This is a genomic window from Bradyrhizobium sp. CB2312 (assembly GCF_029714425.1).
In the GTDB taxonomy this organism is placed as follows: domain Bacteria; phylum Pseudomonadota; class Alphaproteobacteria; order Rhizobiales; family Xanthobacteraceae; genus Bradyrhizobium.
This window is the reverse complement of record NZ_CP121668.1, coordinates 3,904,199-3,922,274: the sequence shown is the minus strand read 5'-3', so window position 1 is coordinate 3,922,274 and position 18,076 is coordinate 3,904,199. Positions and strand designations below refer to the sequence as shown.

20 protein-coding genes are annotated in these 18,076 nt (G+C 64.1%); 9 read left to right on the top strand and 11 right to left on the bottom strand.

All coding sequences use genetic code 11. The annotated features are described in order from the left end of the window. Positions 1–552 (bottom strand): O-acetyl-ADP-ribose deacetylase, encoded by a 552-nt coding sequence (locus QA642_RS18925; RefSeq protein ID WP_283085979.1) that lies wholly within the window; start codon positions 550–552, stop codon positions 1–3. Positions 553–555: 3 nt separating this feature from the next. Next, positions 556–882 carry a Grx4 family monothiol glutaredoxin gene (grxD, locus tag QA642_RS18920; protein ID WP_027560233.1) on the bottom strand — a complete coding sequence of 109 codons (327 nt, stop codon included), beginning with the start codon at positions 880–882 and terminating at the stop codon, positions 556–558. Between the two features lie 228 nt (positions 883–1,110). Between grxD and egtB the strand changes: the two genes are divergently transcribed. Beyond that, positions 1,111–2,409 carry an ergothioneine biosynthesis protein EgtB gene (gene egtB, locus QA642_RS18915; protein ID WP_283085978.1) on the top strand — a complete coding sequence of 433 codons (1,299 nt, stop codon included), beginning with the start codon at positions 1,111–1,113 and terminating at the stop codon, positions 2,407–2,409. Between the two features lie 49 nt (positions 2,410–2,458). Continuing rightward, positions 2,459–3,430, top strand: a complete 972-nt coding sequence (egtD, locus tag QA642_RS18910) for an L-histidine N(alpha)-methyltransferase (protein ID WP_283085977.1) — start codon at positions 2,459–2,461, stop codon at positions 3,428–3,430. A gap of 66 nt (positions 3,431–3,496) precedes the next feature. On the opposite strand, the gene QA642_RS18905 is transcribed toward egtD, so the two are convergent. Beyond that, positions 3,497–4,684, bottom strand: a complete 1,188-nt coding sequence (locus QA642_RS18905; protein WP_283085976.1) for a low temperature requirement protein A — start codon at positions 4,682–4,684, stop codon at positions 3,497–3,499. A gap of 56 nt (positions 4,685–4,740) precedes the next feature. Next, on the bottom strand, positions 4,741–4,977 hold the full coding sequence (locus QA642_RS18900) for a BolA family transcriptional regulator (protein WP_011088461.1): 237 nt from the start codon (positions 4,975–4,977) through the stop codon (positions 4,741–4,743). A gap of 196 nt (positions 4,978–5,173) precedes the next feature. On the opposite strand from QA642_RS18900, the gene QA642_RS18895 reads away from it, so the two are divergent. Beyond that, positions 5,174–5,533, top strand: a complete 360-nt coding sequence (locus QA642_RS18895; protein WP_283085975.1) for a DUF427 domain-containing protein — start codon at positions 5,174–5,176, stop codon at positions 5,531–5,533. Positions 5,534–5,600: 67 nt separating this feature from the next. Further along, entirely contained in the window at positions 5,601–6,707 is a 1,107-nt protein-coding gene (locus tag QA642_RS18890) for an alpha/beta hydrolase (protein WP_283085974.1), read from the top strand. Positions 6,708–6,759: 52 nt separating this feature from the next. Here the strand turns inward: QA642_RS18890 and QA642_RS18885 are convergent, their stop codons facing one another. Then, entirely contained in the window at positions 6,760–6,933 is a 174-nt protein-coding gene (locus QA642_RS18885) for a DUF1328 domain-containing protein (protein ID WP_283085973.1), read from the bottom strand. A 175-nt stretch (positions 6,934–7,108) separates the two neighbouring features. Here QA642_RS18885 and QA642_RS18880 point away from each other — a divergent pair, with 175 nt between their 5' ends. Further along, positions 7,109–8,299, top strand: a complete 1,191-nt coding sequence (locus QA642_RS18880) for an acyltransferase (protein WP_283085972.1) — start codon at positions 7,109–7,111, stop codon at positions 8,297–8,299. Between the two features lie 158 nt (positions 8,300–8,457). Here QA642_RS18880 and purL read toward each other — a convergent pair whose 3' ends face one another. After that, the gene (gene purL / locus QA642_RS18875; RefSeq protein ID WP_283085971.1) at positions 8,458–10,668 is read right to left on the bottom strand and encodes a phosphoribosylformylglycinamidine synthase subunit PurL; all 2,211 of its coding nucleotides are present in this window, start codon (positions 10,666–10,668) and stop codon (positions 8,458–8,460) included. Between the two features lie 186 nt (positions 10,669–10,854). Between purL and QA642_RS18870 the strand changes: the two genes are divergently transcribed. Together QA642_RS18870 and QA642_RS18865 are read left to right on the top strand one after the other, a co-directional pair. Next, the gene (locus QA642_RS18870; RefSeq protein ID WP_283085970.1) at positions 10,855–11,334 is read left to right on the top strand and encodes a PaaI family thioesterase; all 480 of its coding nucleotides are present in this window, start codon (positions 10,855–10,857) and stop codon (positions 11,332–11,334) included. Positions 11,335–11,408: 74 nt separating this feature from the next. Beyond that, positions 11,409–12,365 (top strand): DMT family transporter, encoded by a 957-nt coding sequence (locus QA642_RS18865; RefSeq protein WP_283085969.1) that lies wholly within the window; start codon positions 11,409–11,411, stop codon positions 12,363–12,365. Between the two features lie 9 nt (positions 12,366–12,374). Here QA642_RS18865 and QA642_RS18860 read toward each other — a convergent pair whose 3' ends face one another. Beyond that, positions 12,375–13,349 (bottom strand): tripartite tricarboxylate transporter substrate binding protein BugD, encoded by a 975-nt coding sequence (locus QA642_RS18860; RefSeq protein WP_283085968.1) that lies wholly within the window; start codon positions 13,347–13,349, stop codon positions 12,375–12,377. After that, positions 13,346–14,047 (bottom strand): phosphoribosylformylglycinamidine synthase subunit PurQ, encoded by a 702-nt coding sequence (gene purQ / locus QA642_RS18855; protein ID WP_283085967.1) that lies wholly within the window; start codon positions 14,045–14,047, stop codon positions 13,346–13,348. The genes QA642_RS18860 and purQ overlap by 4 nt, the downstream gene beginning before the upstream one ends. Before the next feature lie 164 nt (positions 14,048–14,211). Between purQ and QA642_RS18850 the strand changes: the two genes are divergently transcribed. Further along, the gene (locus QA642_RS18850; RefSeq protein ID WP_283085966.1) at positions 14,212–15,228 is read left to right on the top strand and encodes a magnesium and cobalt transport protein CorA; all 1,017 of its coding nucleotides are present in this window, start codon (positions 14,212–14,214) and stop codon (positions 15,226–15,228) included. Positions 15,229–15,290: 62 nt separating this feature from the next. On the opposite strand, the gene purS is transcribed toward QA642_RS18850, so the two are convergent. After that, positions 15,291–15,530 (bottom strand): phosphoribosylformylglycinamidine synthase subunit PurS, encoded by a 240-nt coding sequence (gene purS, locus QA642_RS18845; RefSeq protein ID WP_283085965.1) that lies wholly within the window; start codon positions 15,528–15,530, stop codon positions 15,291–15,293. A gap of 13 nt (positions 15,531–15,543) precedes the next feature. After that, positions 15,544–16,311, bottom strand: a complete 768-nt coding sequence (gene purC, locus QA642_RS18840; protein WP_172782948.1) for a phosphoribosylaminoimidazolesuccinocarboxamide synthase — start codon at positions 16,309–16,311, stop codon at positions 15,544–15,546. Between the two features lie 321 nt (positions 16,312–16,632). Here purC and QA642_RS18835 point away from each other — a divergent pair, with 321 nt between their 5' ends. Beyond that, positions 16,633–16,956: a DUF1476 domain-containing protein gene (locus tag QA642_RS18835; protein ID WP_283085964.1), complete on the top strand. Its 324-nt coding sequence runs from the start codon at positions 16,633–16,635 to the stop codon at positions 16,954–16,956. 149 nt (positions 16,957–17,105) lie between these two features. Here QA642_RS18835 and QA642_RS18830 read toward each other — a convergent pair whose 3' ends face one another. Next, positions 17,106–18,020: a LysR family transcriptional regulator gene (locus tag QA642_RS18830; RefSeq protein WP_283085963.1), complete on the bottom strand. Its 915-nt coding sequence runs from the start codon at positions 18,018–18,020 to the stop codon at positions 17,106–17,108. Positions 18,021–18,076: the final 56 nt, after the last annotated feature.

Below are 18,076 nucleotides of genomic sequence, written 5' to 3'. Positions count from 1 at the left end.
TCAGGCACAAGGGCTGCCGTAGCGCGCCAGAACGTCCGTATGGAGCGCGGCACTTGCCTCGGAGAAACAACAGAATATGACGTGGCCGACCAGCGGCGCGGCCGGCAGGGCGTCAATGGTCGTATGGACCGCGATCTTCGCGGCCCGGTCGGCAGGAAAGCGGAAAATGCCGGTCGAAATCGCGGGGAATGCCACCGAGATCAGCTTGTGCTTGCCGCACAGCTCGATCGAACGGCGATAGCAGGAGGCGAGCAGGTCGTCCTCGCCGATTGTGCCGCCGTTCCAGACCGGCCCGACGGTGTGGATCACATGCGCGGCCTTGAGCCGGTAGCCTTTGGTGATCTTGGCATCGCCCGTCTTGCAGCCGTGGAGCATGCGGCATTCGGCGACGAGCTCAGGACCAGCCGCGCGATGGATCGCGCCATCGACGCCGCCCCCGCCAAGGAGTGACGAATTTGCGGCGTTGACGATGGCGTCAACGCCGAGTGTCGTGATGTCGGCTACGATGACTTCGAGCTCCGCGCCGCCAATCCGGCGCGTCAGCGCGGTCATGCCTTAGGCCGCGACAGCGACGCCCTTCTCGGTGAAGAGCTGCTGCAATTCGCCAGCCTGGAACATCTCGCGGACGATGTCGCAGCCGCCGATGAACTCGCCCTTCACATAGAGCTGCGGGATGGTCGGCCAGTTCGAATATTCCTTGATGCCGTTGCGCAGCTCCGCGGATTCGAGAACGTTGAGCCCCTTATAGCCGACGCCGATGTGGTCGAGGATCTGGACGACCTGGCCGGAGAAACCGCACTGCGGAAATTGCGGCGTGCCCTTCATGAACAGAACCACGTCGTTCGACTTCACTTCGTTGGCGATGAATTCCTCGATGCTCATATCCGTGTCCTTCTGGGGCGGAGCCCTCAACGATTCCCTCGGGCCGGCTCAGCCGATCTAACCCGATCCTTACCCATATATGTAGCCCAAACCGTTGTGCATCCAAAGTAAAATGGCGGCGACGGCTGGTCGGGACGGCCCCGGGCCGATGGGCTGATGACACTAATATTAACGGCGGGGAGGACTTTTATCCCGTAACGGAGGCCCCATCTAGGACGAACCCTGGTTTTGGAACCGGGCAACGCCAACAACGTTCTCTTGTTCTGTCTGGAGAAAAACGTGACGAAACCAGCCTCTGCTACGGCCACCGCCCCGCTTTCGTCACCGTTCTCCGCCCCCGGCAACCTCGCCCAGCGGCTCCAGGACGCGTATCTTGCCGTCCGCAACGAGACCGAGCGCCGGGCCGCCCCGCTGTCGCCTGAAGACCAGCAGATCCAGTCCATGCCGGATGCGAGCCCGGCAAAATGGCACCGGGCCCATACCACCTGGTTCTGGGAGCAGTTTCTGCTCGGCGAGCACGCGTCCGGCTACCGGCCCTTCCACCCCGACTTCGCCTTCCTGTTCAATTCCTATTACGTCAGCGCCGGCCCGCGCCATGCCCGCAATCATCGCGGCGACATCACCCGTCCCAGCGCGGACGAGGTCGGCGCCTACCGCCGCCATGTCGATGCGGCGGTGGTCAAATTCTTCCGCGAGGCCGGTGAGGACAAGCTTCGCTCCGTCGCGCCGCTGGTCGAGGTCGGGCTCAACCACGAGCAGCAGCATCAGGAATTGATGTTCACCGACATCCTGCACGCCTTCGCGCAGAACCCGGTCTACCCGGCCTATGATCCGGACTGGCGTTTCCCGTCCGCGACGCGCAGCGGCGAGGACTGGCTGACCCTGAACGAAGGCATCCACACCGTCGGTCATGTCGACGACAGTTTTCATTTCGACAACGAGAAGCCGGCGCATCGCGCCCTCGTCGGTCCGGTCAAAGTCGCCCGCAATCTCGTCACAAATGCCGAATGGCTCGCCTTCATGCGCGACGGCGGCTACGCGAAAGCAACGCTGTGGCTGATGGACGGCTTTGCCGCCGCCAGCAAGGAAGACTGGCAGGCGCCGGGACATTGGCGCGAGGTCGATGGCGCATGGCAGGTGATGACGCTCGCCGGCCTCAAGCCGGTCGATCCGGACGCGCCGGTTTGCCACGTCAGCTATTACGAGGCCGACGCCTTCGCCCGCTGGGCCGGCAAGCACCTGCCGACCGAGATGGAATGGGAAGTCGCGGCTCGCACGGGCCAGCTCAACGATGCCTTCGGCATCGTCTGGCAGTGGACGCGTTCTTCGTACTCGCCCTATCCCGGCTATCGCGCGATCGAAGGCGCGCTCGGGGAATATAACGGCAAGTTCATGGTCAACCAGCTTGTGCTGCGCGGCTCCTCGCTTGCAACTCCCGAGGGCCACAGCCGTATCACCTATCGCAACTTCTTCTATCCACACCACCGCTGGCAATTCACGGGCCTGCGGCTCGCCCAGTACGACTAGTTCTTATCCGACGACAATGCGCGCCGGACAGCGCGTTCAGGAGAGTATCATGAATGTGCACGCCAGCGCTTTGGCCGAAGCCCATCTTCCCGACGAACAGACCACCGCCTTCGCCCGCGAGGCCATCGAGGACCTCTCGCAGCAGCCGAAAAAGCTGTCGCCGAAGTATTTTTACGATGCGACTGGCTCGGAGCTGTTCGAGGCCATCACGAAGCTGCCGGAATATTACCCGACGCGCACCGAGCTATCGATCCTGAGGGAGCGCGGCAGCGAGATCGCAAAAATCATTCCGGAGCATGCCGCCCTCGTCGAATTCGGCGCCGGCGCGACCACGAAGGTCCGCCTGCTGCTTAATCACTGCAAGTTCGCGGCCTATGTCCCGGTCGACATCTCCGGCGACTTCCTGACCGCGCAGGCCAATGGCTTGAAGCGGGATTTTCCGGCGCTCGGCATCTATCCCGTCGCGGCCGACTTCACCACGCCGTTCGAGCTGCCCAAGGCTGTCGCCTTGATGCCCAAGGTCGGCTTCTTTCCGGGCTCGACCATCGGCAATTTCGAGCCGCATGAGGCGCAGGCCTTCCTGAACAGCGCACGCTTGATCCTCGGCAAGGGCGCGCAGATGATCATCGGCGCCGACCTGGAGAAGGACGAGCGCGTGCTCTTCGATGCCTATAATGACGCTGCCGGCGTCACCGCGCGCTTCAACCTCAATGTTCTCGTGCGCATCAACCGCGAGCTCGGCGGCAATTTCGATCTCTCCGCCTTCACTCACCGCGCGATCTACAATCGCGAGCGACACCGCATCGAGATGCATCTGATCAGCAAGAAGAGCCAGACCGTGCGCCTGCTCGGCACCAGCTTCTCGTTCCGTCCGGGCGAGAGCATCCACACCGAGAACAGCTACAAATACAGCATCGAGCGCTTCGCGGCGCTGGCGCACGGCGCCGGCTGGCGCGTGCGCGAGAGCTGGACGGATGCAGCGAAGATGTTCTCGGTGCACGCGCTGGAAGTGGCGGAGTAGGCGCTCCCACCGCTTCCCGCTATTTGAGAGCGCCTTCCCTGCGGCGCATCCTTTGAGACGCCCGCTTTAGGCGGGCTCCTCCGCGTTCGATCCCAGCGACACCGACTCCCACACCGCCACCACGATCATGATCACGCTGGTCGCGACCGACAGCCAGAGCGGCGACAGATCGGCGGCGAACCACCACAGCGCCAGCAGAAGGATGATGCCGATGCCGTGCGAAAGCTGGAGGAAGCCGCGGATCGAGTGCTTGAACAGGATGGTGCCGATCAGGAATACCAGAGGACCGCCGATCGTGCTCAGGATGGTTCTGATATCCGAATGGCCGGTCGGATGCTTCAGCACCAGCTCGTCCGAGACCGCGGTCAGGATGATGCCGGCGACGATCGGCATGTGCAGATAGGTGTAGGCGAGCCGTGCCAGCCGGCCGGATTCGGCGGATTTCGAGATCCGTTCGGAGCCGGCTTCGGCGCCCCTGTGGAAATAGACCCACCACATCGCAATGCTGCCGACCAGGGCCGAGACGAAGGCCAGGATGTTGTCCGCGGTCCACTCCAGCTCGGCAAAGGTCGCGCCGTTGACGACGATGGCTTCACCGAGCGCGATGATGATGAAGCCGGCGCAGCGTTCCGCCATGTGCCCGCCCTCGACGGCCCAGGCCTCCACCGACGAGAAGCCGAGCTTCGGGACCCAGAAGCGGACCGCCGGCGAGACATACTCGATCGTCAGCGCCGTGATCCAGAACCACAGCCGCTGCTCGCCGTGCGCCAGCCCGCCGAGGATCCAGAAGACCGCGGAGCCGCAGAGCCAGACCAGGATGCGGATCGCGTTGTGCCGTACCGCGGTGCGGTGGCGCGGGGTTGCGAACATCCAGAACGCGGTGCGTCCAACCTGCATGGTCGCGTAGGCGATCGCGAACCACAGGCCCCGCCCCTCGAAGGCGGTCGGAATCGTCGTCGACAGCACGAGCCCGCCCAGCATCATCACGAAGAGCAGGATGCGGACCGGCGTCAGCTCGGGATTGAGCCAGTTGGTGACCCAGGCGGTGTAGACCCACACCCACCACACCGCGAGGAACAGCAGCGTGACCTCGACCGCGCCGAGCGGCGTGAAATGGTGCAGCAGCGTGTGCGACACCTGCGTGATCGCGAACACGAAGACGAGGTCGAAGAACAGCTCGGCATTGGTGACGCGGCTGTGCTGGTTCGGCACGATGACGCGAAACATCGCGCCGCGCGGATTGTCCGCAGCCATCGTCGTCCCCCGTCGCGCTGGTCAGATCAGGTGCTCGTCAATCAGGCCCAGTCGGGTCAAGTACCCGGCACCCCGGTCTGCAGCGCCAGCGCATGCAACACGCCGCCCATCTGGCCGCGCAGGGACTGATAGACGATCTGGTGCTGCTGGACGCGGGACTTGCCGCGGAAGGATTCCGAGATCACGGTCGCGGCGTAGTGGTCGCCATCGCCGGCGAGGTCTCGGATGGTCACCTCGGCATCGGGGATTGCTGCCTTGATCATCGCCTCGATATCGTGGGCGTCCATGGGCATTCGAGTCTAGCTCCTTAATCTCGGCTTGGATCAGCCTCACCGTCGAATCGCTGCCGGGGTCCCCTCGCCGGCGGCGACAAACTTAGCGTGAATGGGCTTCTGCGTCACGCTTTCCGGCACTATATCCGTGATCCCACCAGGATAAAGGCACGACAAAGTGCCGCGCGCGGCAGATTGATCGAAAAGGCGTGAAATCATGAAGCTTCCAGGGCCCGACCACCCCATCACCATCACCCAAAACCCCCGGCGCGTCCGCGTCACGGCGGGCGATATCGTAATCGCCGAGACCAGCAGGGCGCTGACCCTCAAGGAGGCCAGATATCCGGCAGTGCAATATGTGCCGCGGGAGGACACCAACATGGCGCTCCTGGAGCGCACCGACCGCACCACCCACTGCCCCTACAAGGGCGATGCGAGCTATTACAGCGTCAAGGCCGACGGCAAGACGCTGGACAACGCGATCTGGACCTATGAGACGCCCTACCCCGCGATGACCGAAATTTCCGGCCATCTCGCCTTCTATCCGGACAAGGTGAAGATCGAGGAAGTGGGGTGAGCTCTTTGGCGCTCTGACGCCGGGGCGATCATCAGGTTCGCCTCCCCGCGTCGACTCAAGGCACGCGATGCCGCGCAAGGCCGCAAGACTGATTGGGGTCTCGTTGCTGGGATTGGCCGGCGCCCTCGTTATCGTGGCCGCTGCCGGACTGGGCTTTCGCGCCTATCGCCAGCATCTTGCTGCCGAAACTCTCGCGATCCGCTCGCCGAACGGCGTGCAGGAGGGTGCATACGTCGACATCGGCGGCATCAAGCAATGGATCCAGATCCGCGGCGAGGATCGGGACAACCCGCTTCTCCTGTTCGTTCACGGCGGGCCTGGAGGCTCCACCTTGCCGATCTCGTCGGGGTGGCGGCCCTGGGAAAAGCATTTCACCGTTGTCCAATGGGACCAGCGCGGCGCCGGCCGCACCTATGGCGCCGCTGGAGAAGATGCGCTCGCGCCAACCATGACGTTGGAGCGAATGACGCAGGACGGCATCGAGCTCGTCGAGTATCTGCGAAACCATCTTCACAAGGACAAGATTGTCCTGGTCGGGCATTCCTGGGGCTCGTTCCTGGGCATTCACATCGTCAAGCAGCGCCCGGATCTGTTTTATGCCTATGTCGGCTCGGGACAGTTGGTCGGCAGGGTGACATTCGAGAAGTCATTCGAACTTGCGATCACGCATCTGCAGGAGTTGGCGCAGTCCGCAAGCAACAGCGAGGCCCTGGCGGAGTTGGCGCCAATCGTTGCGCGACCTCGGATTACGCCACAGAACCGACTGGTTGCAGACAAATGGAGCAAGTCGCTGGGGCTGCCCTCGATCGAGAGCTTCCAGTTGGCGGGCCCCGTCCCGCCCCCATTTATGCCGGATTTCTCGCTGCTCGACTGGTACAACTGGCGCAAAGGCATGGCCTTCTCCGCAAAATATCTACGCGGGCGAGAAGGCCCCGTGTTCAAGCGCGACGTCGCCTCACTGGGGCTCGCATTTCCGATCCCGGTGGTCTTCATTGAGGGCGATGCGGACTACAACACGCCGAGCGGGCCGGCCGAACAGCTCTTCAATCAGATCATCGCTCCGCATAAGGAATTCGTCCGGGTGCGCGGCGGGGGTCATTTCATTCCATTCGATCGTCCCGACGAGTTCTTGGCGGAGCTGGTCGCCTACGTCAGACCTCTCGTGCCAAATTGAACGGCCGGCCTGAGGGCCGGCACGTCCTGTCAGGTGTCGTGCGGCGACCCGGCTACGCCCTGAATATCGTGAGCCCCAGCACCAGCAGCACCAGGAAGATCACGACGAAGATATAGAACAGGAAGCGGGCGATATCGGCGGAGGCGGCCGAGACGCCGGTGAAGCCGAGCACGCCGGCCACGATCGAGACAAGTAAGAAGATCAGCGCCCATTTCAGGATAGTCATCGCCAGCTCCGACCTTGAGGCCGCAGGGTGCGGCCGCCCCCTTCGCGAACGCTAACTTCGCGGCGCGGAACTGGTTCCCAATGGTGTCAGGACTGAAGTCCGGCTCAAACGCCCTTGCTGAATCCGGTTCCGGGCGGCACAGTCCAGCCGGGGCAGCAACGCAACCGGTGCGACCATGACCACGATCTCAGATTCTGCGATGATCGGCGCGGAGGCACCCGTCGCGCCGAAGAGCAAGGCGCGCAATTTGTCGCTCGACCGCGCCCGCACCTTCCTGACGCTGGTGGTGCTGCTGCACCATGCCGTCATCCCCTATACCTACTTCGGTCATACCGATCCGAAATTCTTCTTCGGCTTCGACATGATCGTGCTGGCCACCGACAGCTTCTTCATGGCGATGTTCTTCTTCCTGTCGGGCTTGTTTGCGTGGTCGGGCATCGCCCGCAAGGGCGCGCTGAACTATCTGGCAGATCGCCTGCTTCGGCTTGGCCTGCCATTCGTGATCTGCGCATTCACGATCATCCCGCTCGCCTATTACGCCATCTCGCTCAGGCACCATCCCGAGATCGGCTTTTCGGAATACTATTGGAATATGATCACGAAGGGCCCGTGGCCGAGCGGGCCGATCTGGTTCCTTTGGGTCCTGCTCGGATTCGACGTGGTAGCCTGCATATTGCATCGGCTGTCACCCACCCTGCTCGATCCGATCAACCGCCTCTCGCTATACGGTCGGCGTCGGCCCGCCGCGTTCTTCGCGGTCATGCTTGCCGTCACCGCGGCGTTCTATGTTCCCGGGCTGATGTATTATGGACCAAGCAGCTGGTTCGAGTTCGGGCCGTTCTCGGTGCAGCACGGGCGCGTAATGCTCTATGCGAGCTACTTCTTTTTCGGGGCCGGCATCGGCGTCGCGAATATAGATCGCGGCCTGCTCGCGGCAGACGGAAGGATGGCGAAGGTCAGCTGGGACTGGATGGTCTTGACGATGGTTCCGTATTGCCTGCTCTGGGGGTTGATCTTCATCAAGCGCGAAATACTGGGAAATCCGTCGCCGCTGCCGAACTGGTATGAGGGGCTCTATGCCCTCTGCTTCGCTGTCTTCAGCGTGGCCATCATGTTTCTAATCCTGGCCTTTTTCCAGAGGTTCAAGCAATCAGGCTCAGCCAGGGTGCTCGATCCAATGCAGCGCGATGCGTACGGCATGTTCCTGGTGCACTATCCGATCGCGCTGTGGCTGCAATACTGGCTGTTCGACTATGACCTGCCAGCGATCGTCAAGGCGACGATCGGGTTCGTGCTGACAGTCGCGGGGAGCTGGGCGCTGACGCGAGCGTTGCGGCAGATCCCGGGCGCAACGAAGGTTCTTTGAGTGGAAGGTCTCTCCATTCGTCTTTGCGAGCCAACGGGTCCGCGCGAAGCGCGGCCCGATGACAGGCTCCGCGAAGCCATCCAGAGTCCGTCCGCTTAGACAGTCTGGATTGCTTCGTCGTTTCGCTCCTCGCAATGACGGAGCGTGTAGCGGCCGCCTCAGGCCGCCTTCCCGCCCATATACTCAGGCAGCCAGCGCTCGAATGACTTCCGCAGCGCCTCGATCGTAACGGGCGCCTCACCCGCGATCGCGATGGCGTCGCCGCCCGTAGTGCCGATGCGCACGCAGGGCACCTCGCAGCCGCGCATCTTGGCGAGCACGCGGCCGGCTTCGGTTTCCGGCACGGTGACGAGATAGCGCGCCTGGTCCTCGCCGAACCAATAGGCCTGCGAGACGAGCGCGGTCGGCGCCGCCAGGAGCTTGGCGCCGATGCCGCCCGCCATCGCCATCTCGGCGAGCGCGATCAGCAGGCCGCCGTCGGAGAGATCGTGCACCGCGGTCGCGGTGCCCGCATGGATCATGCCGCGCACGCAGTCGCCGTTGCGCTTCTCGGCGGCGAGATCGACCGGCGGCGGCGCGCCCTCCTCGCGACCGCAGATGTCGCGCAAATAGACCGACTGGCCGAGCCAGCCGTGGGTTTCGCCGATCAAGAGGATCGCCTCGCCCTCGGCCTTGAAGGCGAGCGAGGCCGACTTGGTGAAGTCGTCGAGCAGGCCGACGCCGCCGATCGAGGGCGTCGGCAGGATCGCGCGGCCATTGGTCTCGTTGTAGAGCGAGACGTTGCCGGAGACGACCGGGAAATCCAGCGTGCGGCAAGCTTCCGAGATGCCCTTCAGGCAGCCGACGAACTGGCCCATGATCTCGGGCCGCTCGGGATTGCCGAAGTTGAGGTTGTCGGTGATCGCGAGCGGCTTGCCGCCGACCGCGGTGATGTTGCGCCAGGCTTCCGCCACCGCCTGCTTGCCGCCTTCGAACGGGTCCGCCTCGCAATAGCGCGGCGTCACATCGACGGTGAGCGCAAGGCCCTTCGGCCCGTCCTGCACGCGCACGACCGCGGCATCCCCGCCGGGGCGCTGCATGGTGTTGCCGAGGATGACGTGGTCGTACTGCTCCCAGACCCAACGCTTAGAGCACATGTCGGGCGTGCCGATCAGCTTCTCCAGCGCCGCGCCGAGCGCCATCGGCGCCGGCACGTCGCGCGCATGCACGACGGGCAGCGCGGCGGAGGGCACATGCGGGCGGTCATAGACCGGCGCTTCGTCACCGAGCTCCTTGATCGGCAGATCGGCCATGACGTCGCCGCCATGCTTGACCACGAAGCGCTTGCTCGGCGTGGTGTAGCCGACCACGGCGAAGTCGAGGCCCCACTTCTGGAAGATCGCCTCGGCTTCCTTCTCTTTCTCGGGCTTGAGCACCATGAGCATGCGCTCCTGGCTTTCCGAGAGCATCATCTCGTAGGCGCTCATGCCCATCTCGCGGGTCGGTACCGCGTCGAGATCGAGGTCGACGCCGAGATCGCCCTTGGCGCCCATCTCGACCGCCGAGCAGGTCAGGCCCGCCGCGCCCATGTCCTGGATCGCGATGACGCAGCCCTTCTCCATGATCTCGAGGCAGGCTTCCAGCAGCAGCTTCTCGGCGAAGGGGTCGCCGACCTGCACGGTCGGACGCTTTTCCTCGGACTTGTCGTCGAACTCGGCCGAGGCCATCGATGCGCCATGGATGCCATCGCGGCCGGTCTTCGAGCCCAGATAGACGATCGGCATGTTCACGCCGGAGGCGGCCGCATAGAAGATCTTGTCGGCATCGGCGAGGCCCACCGCCATCGCGTTGACGAGGATGTTGCCGTCATAGCGGGTGTGGAAACGCACCTGGCCACCGACCGTCGGCACACCGAAGGAATTGCCGTAGCCGCCGACACCGGCGACGACGCCGGAGACCAGATGCCGCGTCTTGGCATGCTCGGGCGCGCCGAAGCTCAGCGCGTTGAGGCAGGCGATCGGGCGCGCGCCCATAGTGAAGACGTCGCGCAAGATGCCGCCGACGCCGGTGGTTGCGCCCTGGTAGGGCTCGATGTAGCTCGGGTGGTTGTGGCTCTCCATCTTGAAGACCACGGCCTGGCCGTCGCCGATGTCGATCACGCCGGCATTCTCGCCGGGGCCCTGGATCACCCAGGGCGCCTTGGTCGGCAGGCCGCGCAGATGGATGCGCGAGGACTTATACGAGCAGTGCTCGTTCCACATCGCCGAGAAGATGCCGAGCTCGGTGAAGGTCGGCTCCCGCCCGATCAGCTTCAGGATGCGCTCATATTCGTCGGGCTTGAGCCCGTGGGCGGCAACCAGTTCAGGGGTGATCTTGGGTTCGTTCTTCATGGATTCGGGGCTTTCGGCGGCGGTTTGGCCGTTCTTAGGAACATCGGATGGCTTCGAAAAGCCCTTTATGACGCATTTTCCCACTGTCCCACGTTTTGCGGCCGGGGGCCTTGCGGGAACGGGAATTGCACTGCGGGAACAGATCGGATTTAAGGGCTCAAGACCCGCAATTGAAGGCCCATTTCCTTGCACGAATTGACCAAAATGGCCGCTTCCCCCCGCCCCGACCTGCACGTCGCCACCGACGGGGAATTTGCGGGCTGGCAGACCTGGATACGCGACAGCTTTGAGACCCATGTCGGCCCCTTCTGGCACCGCCTGGAGGCGGACGGCAGCGTCCGCTGCGCCTTCCGGGTGGAAAAGAAGCACCTGAACGGCTCCGGCAACGTCCATGGCGGCTGCTTCATGGCCTTCGCCGACTATTGCCTGTTCGCGCTCGGCCGCCAGGCCCTCAACGGCAAAGGCGTGACCGTCAATTTCGGCTGTGAATTCCTCGACGCGGGCCACGAGGGTGAGCTGATCGAGTGCACCGGCGAGGTCACCCGCGCCGGCAATTCGCTGATCTTCCTGCGCGGGCAGATGAAGTGCGGCGAGCGCCTCCTGTTCACCTTCTCCGGCACGATCAAGCGGGCGAAGTGGAAGTCGGCACCTCCGCCGAACGCATAGCTCACGCCTTCCCTTTTGGCGCCCCCTCGCCCAGACTTTGTCTGAGCACGCTCGCGCCGGGGAGCCAGAACAAGGTGCCGCAGAGCACATCGCCGACGAGGCGCGCACCAGCCTCGGTATTGCCGTCCAAGGCCGCCACCGGCGCGCGCAGCTGGCGCGACTATGCGCTGCTGTTCGCGCTCGCTTGCTGCTGGAGCTCGACCTATCCGCTGGCCAAGCTGGCGCTCTCCACGATCCCGCCCATCACCTTCAGCTCGGTGCGCGCGCTGATCGCGGCCGCCTTCCTGTTCGCAATCCTGTGGATGCGCGGGATCAAGGTCCCGACCGATGCACAAGCCTGGAAGCTGTTCGCGACCCAGCAGCTGATCAACTCGACCTTTCCATTTCTGGTCATCACCTGGTCGCAACAATATGTGCCGGCGTCGAACACCGTGGTGCTGGCCTCGACCACGCCGATCTTCGCCTTCCTGATCACCTCGCTGATCACGCGGCACGAGCCGGCCACGCTGCTCAAGCTCATGGGCGCAATCCTGGGTCTCGCCGGCACCGTCGCCATCATCGGGCTCGATGCGCTGCGCGGCTTCGGCAGCGAGATCGTGGCGGAGATCGCAATCCTGCTCGCCACCATCTCCTTTGCCTGCGCCACGATCTTCGGTCTCAGACTGTCCGACTACGACCCGATGGTGGTGGCGGCGGGCTCGCTCTTGTTCGGCGGCTTCGTGCTGCTGCCGCCGTCGCTGATCATCGACCAGCCCTGGACGCTACATCCAACGCCGACCGCGATCGTCGCAACCATCGTCATGGGCATCGTCTCCAGCGCGCTCGGCTTGATGCTGTTCTACGTCTGCCTCGGCCGGCTCGGCACGCTGACCACGAACGCGCAGGGCTATCTGCGCATCCCGATCGGCGTCGGCCTCTCGGTGCTGCTGCTCGGCGAGAGCGTGCCGTCGAACCTGGCGCTGGGGCTATTGCTGGTGATGGCCGGCGTCGCCGCGATGACCGTGCCGGCGGAGCGGCTGAAGCTGAGGTAGAGCACGCCGCTATTGCTTGGCGTCGTCCGCGAGCATCTTCCGGTATTTCTCGACGTCGCGCGTCACCAGCTGCTGAAGCAGCTCCGGCGCATGCTCGTTGTCATCGGGCGCCACGGTCGAAAGGTCCGCGAAACGCTTCTTCACCGCCTCTGTTTCCACAGCGGTCCGCGCGGCCGCGTTCAGCTTGGCGATGATGGCCGGCGGCGTGCCTTTGGGCGCGAACAGGCCGTTCCAGCCCTGTGCCTCGAAGTCGGGCAGGCCGGCTTCAGCCGACGTCGGAAGCTCCGGCAGCGTCGCGAGCCGCACGGTCGAGCCGACGACCAGCCCCTTCACCAGCTTCTCGTTGATCGACTGCGAGACGGAAGCCGCCGCGTCGCAAACACCGTCGATCTGGCTGCCGACCGCATCAGTCAGCGCAGGCGCGGCGCCGCGATAGCCGACCAGCGTCGCGTCGATCCCCGCGGCGGTGACGAAGCTCTTGCAGATCAGGTAATTCGAGGAGCCGACGCCGGCATGGCCGAGATTGATTTTGCCCGGATTGGCCTTGGCATAGGCGATGAACGATTTCAAATCCTTCGCCGGGAAATCCTTGCGCAGCGCGATGATGCCGAACGTCTTCGCCACCATGGCGATCGGCACGAAGGAGTCGGGCGTGAACGGTAGCTTTGGATAGATCGTGTAGGTCGCGGCATTGGTGCCGGCATTGCCGATCGCGATGGTGTAGCCATCAGGCTCGGCGCGGGAGGCGCGCGCCAGCGCGGTCGAGCCGCCGGCGCCCGCGACGTTCTCGATCACGATGGTCTGGCCGAGCGCGATGCCCATCTGCTCGGCGACCGTGCGCGCGATCACGTCCGAGGTGCCCCCGGCCGCGAACGGCACGATCATGGTGATCGGACGCTTGGGATAATCCTGCGCGAAGGCAGCCGTCGCAAACGCAACGACAGCAATGGCGGCCGACAGCCGCTTCACTACGAACGGGATCACGCGGCCTTTTCCAGATGTGCGGTGAGGCCGGCAAACAGGCCGCGGCCGTCGGTGCAGCCCATGATGTCTTCGACGTGGTTTTCCGGATGCGGCATCATGCCGAGCACGTTGCCCTTGTCGTTGACAATGCCGGCGATGGACTGCGCCGCGCCGTTGATGTTGCTGGCCTCGTCGACCACGCCGTCGGCGGAGCAGTAGCGATAGAGCACCCGCCCCTCGCCTTCGAGCCGCTTGATGGTCTCTTCATCCGCCTCGTAATTGCCCTCGCCATGCGCAACCGGCACGCGGATCACCTGGCCGGCATTGTAGCCGCGGGTAAACGGCGTGTCGGAACGCTCGACGCGCAGATGCACGTCCTTGCAGATGAATTTCAGCCGCGCATTGCGCATCAGCACGCCCGGCAGCAGGCCGGACTCGCAGAGGATCTGGAAACCGTTGCAGACGCCGAGCACGAGCCCGCCCTTGCCCGCGTAATCGCGCACCGCGTCCATCACCGGCGCGCGCGCCGCGATCGCGCCGCAGCGCAGATAATCGCCGTAGGAGAAGCCGCCCGGCACTACCACGAGATCGGTGCCTGATGGCAGCGACGTCTCGGCGTGCCACACCATCGCGGGCTCGCTGCCGGAGATCAGCCTCAAGGCGCGCGCCATGTCGCGCTCACGGTTGATTCCGGGAAAGACGAGGATGGCGGCTTTCATGTTCGGGTTCCGGCGGTGCTGGGAATCGGGCTGGCCGAAGGGCCAATTCGTGAAGAGACATAGCCATTTGACGGGGATTTTACCAGTGCTAGCCTTGCCTGATGGCCTTGTACACAGGCCATAGAACGGCGTGTCTGCCAACGATCTTGCCCGGGATGGATGCCATGAATGTCCCGTCGCGGCCCGCCTCTCCTGCCGAACCGGTGTCGACCGAGGGCGTCGTCGCTGCCGGCGCCTATGTCGACGGCCGGCGTGTGGCCAATATCGCCATCAGCGAGGCCTCGAGCTGGCGGGCCAAGCCGGGCCATGTAGTCTGGATCGGGCTGCATGAGCCCGACATGGCCCTGCTCGGCGCGGTGCAAAAGCAGTTCGACCTGCACGAGCTCGCGATCGAGGACGCCAACCACGCCCATCAGCGGCCCAAGATCGAGCAATATGGCGAGGCCCTGTTCATCGTGGCGCGCACCGCGCAACTGATCGAAGGCCGCATCGCCTTCGGCGAGACCCACATCTTCGTCGGCGACGGCTATCTGGTCTCGGTGCGCCACGGCGCCTCGACATCCTACACGCCGGTGCGCGAACGCTGCGAAAGCTGCCCGCGGGCGCTCGCCCGCGGCGAGGACTACATCCTCTATGCCATTCTCGATTTCATCGTCGATAATTACTCGCCCGTGCTGGAGAGCATTCACGAAGAGGTCGAGGGCATCGAGGACGACGTGCTCGCCCACGCGATCACCAGGGCGCAGATCGAGCGGCTCTACATGCTGCGCCGTGACCTGCTGCGGCTCCGCAACGCGATCGGACCGCTGGTGGAGGTCTGCCGCCGGCTCGAGCACGACGAGCTGTCGATGGTGCGGCAGGCGATGCAGCCCCTGTTCCGCGACGTTACCGACCACGTCAGGAACATCCAGGAGCGCATCGATTCCATGCGCGAGGTGCTGGCCTTCGCGTTCGAAGCGAGCCTCCTGGTCGGCCAGGCGCAGGAGACAGTGGTCTCGAAGAGGCTCGCCTCCTGGCTCGCGATCCTTGCCGTCCCGACCGCCGTCGCGGGCATCTACGGGATGAACTTCAAATACATTCCCGAGCTGCAATGGGAATACAGCTACTTCGTCGTCATGGGGCTGATGGCGCTCGCCTGCGCCGGCCTGTACTGGCGCTTTCGCCGCGTCGGGTGGCTGTGAGGCGAGCTGCTTCGTAGCCCGGATGGAGCGAAGCGCAATCCGGGCTACGGCCGCACGCAGACTTATACGATTTCGACCCGATAGTTCTCGATCACGGTGTTCGCCAAGAGCTTGTCGGCGGCCTCCTTCAGCGCGGCTTGCGCCTTGGCCTTGTCGACGCCGGCGAGCTCGATGTCGAACACCTTGCCCTGGCGGACGCTGGCGACGCCGTCGACGCCGAGCGACTTCAGCGCGCCTTCGATGGCCTTGCCCTGCGGATCGAGAATACCCGTCTTCAGGGTAACGGTGACACGTGCCTTCACGTCCATATCCCTCTTAGCTCTTCACCAGCACGGGACCCGTGCCCTGCGGACGCTCGTTCTCCATGAGGATGCCGAGACGCTTTGCAACTTCCGTGTAGGCCTCGAGCAGGCCACCGAGATCCCTGCGGAAACGGTCCTTGTCGAGCTTCTCGTTCGACTTGATGTCCCACAGACGGCAGCTATCCGGCGAGATCTCGTCGGCGACGATGATACGCATCATCTCGTTCTCGAACAGCCGGCCGCACTCCATCTTGAAATCGACGAGGCGGATGCCGATGCCGAGGAAGAGGCCGGTGAGGAAATCGTTGACGCGAATGGCAAGCGCCATGATGTCGTCGATCTCCTGGGGCGTCGCCCAGCCGAACGCGGTGATGTGCTCTTCCGACACCATGGGGTCGTTGAGCTGGTCGTTCTTGTAATAGAACTCGATGATCGAGCGCGGCAGCTGGGTGCCCTCCTCGATGCCGAGGCGCTGCGACAGCGAGCCGGCGGCGACGTTCCGCACCACCACTTCGAGGGGCACGATCTCGACCTCGCGAATCAGCTGTTCGCGCATGTTGAGGCGGCGGATGAAATGGGTCGGCACCCCGATGTCATTGAGGTGCTGAAACAGGTACTCCGAGATCCGGTTGTTGAGGACACCCTTGCCCTCGATCACCTGATGCTTCTTCGCATTGAACGCTGTGGCGTCATCCTTGAAGTGCTGGATCAGGGTGCCGGGCTCCGGGCCTTCGTAAAGAACCTTTGCCTTGCCTTCATAAATGCGACGCCGACGGCTCATGGGGATGTACCGTGTTTTGTTGAAATCCATGTATTTGGTGTGCTCCGGTTACCAGGTTACGACCCACAGCGGAGCTGCCGTGAACGGCCGGGAACCCGTCTGCAACCCTTGGAAACAGAAGGGGAACCAAGCCTTCAGGCAACCTATCCGATTGGCTGTCCCAGCACAATCGATCCGGCCCATCCGACGCTGACTTATACCGCCTTGCCTGCGGCTTAACGGCTCGTTGTTTTGCCGATTCCTGCCCTCTATCTAGGCATGCGCCTGGGCCCTCGCAACGAGGCGGACCGGGCCCGGAAAGCCAAAGGAATTGGAAGAGGCATGAGCGAAATCAACAAGCGCCAGGAAGGCTTTGAGAAGAAGTTCGCCCTCGACGAGGAGCAGAAATTCAAGGCGGAAGCCCGCCGCAACCGGCTGCTCGGGCTGTGGGCGGCCGAAAAGCTCGGAATCACCGGCGAGGCCGCCACGGCCTATGCCAAGGAGGTCGTCGCGGCCGATTTCGAGGAGGCCGGCGATGGCGACGTCCTGCGCAAGGTCATGGGCGATTTCGCCGCCAAGAACGTCGCCGTCACCGAACAGGCGATTCGCGCCAAGATGAGCGAGCTGCTCGCGGTCGCGGCCGCCGAGGTGAAGGCCGGGACATAGCCCGCTAAAGCGCGATGAGATGAGGATGAATCGTCATCGCGCTTTAGGTTGTTGTTTGAGCATGATCTTTTCGGAAAACCGCTGCGCACTTTTCCGGATCATGCTTTAGATCGACCAGCGACGCGTGGCGAAGACAGCAGCTCTCTTCGCTACCTCGCCACGCGCTTGCTCGAAAACTCCCGCCGGATGATCTCCAGCAGACGCCGCGAAGCGGCACTGAGGAAACCGCCGCGCCTGACAACCGCGACGACGTCATGACGTGCGGTGAGATTGCCGACGCGAATCGTCGCGATCGCACCCGACCCCAATTCTTCTGCCGCGTTGCTCTGTGACAGCAACGCGATCCCGAACCCGGCGTCGACCAGGCGCTTCTGCGCGGTGAGGCTGTCGACCGCCGTCCATTCGATCTCGCCGAGCCCTGCGCTCTGGAACAGCGCGAAGACGTGTGAGGCCGTGATCTCACGGCGGCCCGGCACTTCCGGAAAGGCGATCCATTTCTCGTCGCCGAGATCGGCGAGCTTCGCCACCCGCTTGCCCGCCAGCGGATGATCCGGCGCGCACACCACCTGCAGCGGCTCGGCAAACAGCAACTCGCAATCCAGATCGGCCGAGCGGTCGCGATCGTAGCGCAGGCCGATGGTCGCCTCCCCGCGCCGGATCAGATCAGAGACCTCGGCGCTGGTCGCCGTACGCAGCGTCAGCGCCACATCCGGATGCCGGGCGACGAAGCGCTTGAGCACCCGGGAGAGCCTGCTGCCCGCGAGCGTGCCGGTCACCGCCAGCGACACCGGCCCGGCGCTGTCGCGCAGCAGCGCGCGCACCGCGTTCTCGGCGTCCTCCGCCGCTGCCACCGCCCGCTCGGCATAGGGCACCATGACGCGGCCGGCATCGCTGAGCCGGGTCTTGCCCGCGACCCGCTCGAACAGCGGCACGCCGAGCTCCTGCTCGAGAAGCGCGATGCGCCGCGAGATCGCCGGCTGCGAGCGATGCAGCGCCTTTGCAGCGTTCGAGATGCCGCCGCGCCGGTGCACCACCAGGAACGTGTTCAGGGCGTCGCTGTCCATGCCGACCTGACCTCATGCAAAAAGCTGATGATATCGAAAGAAATAACAAATTTGGC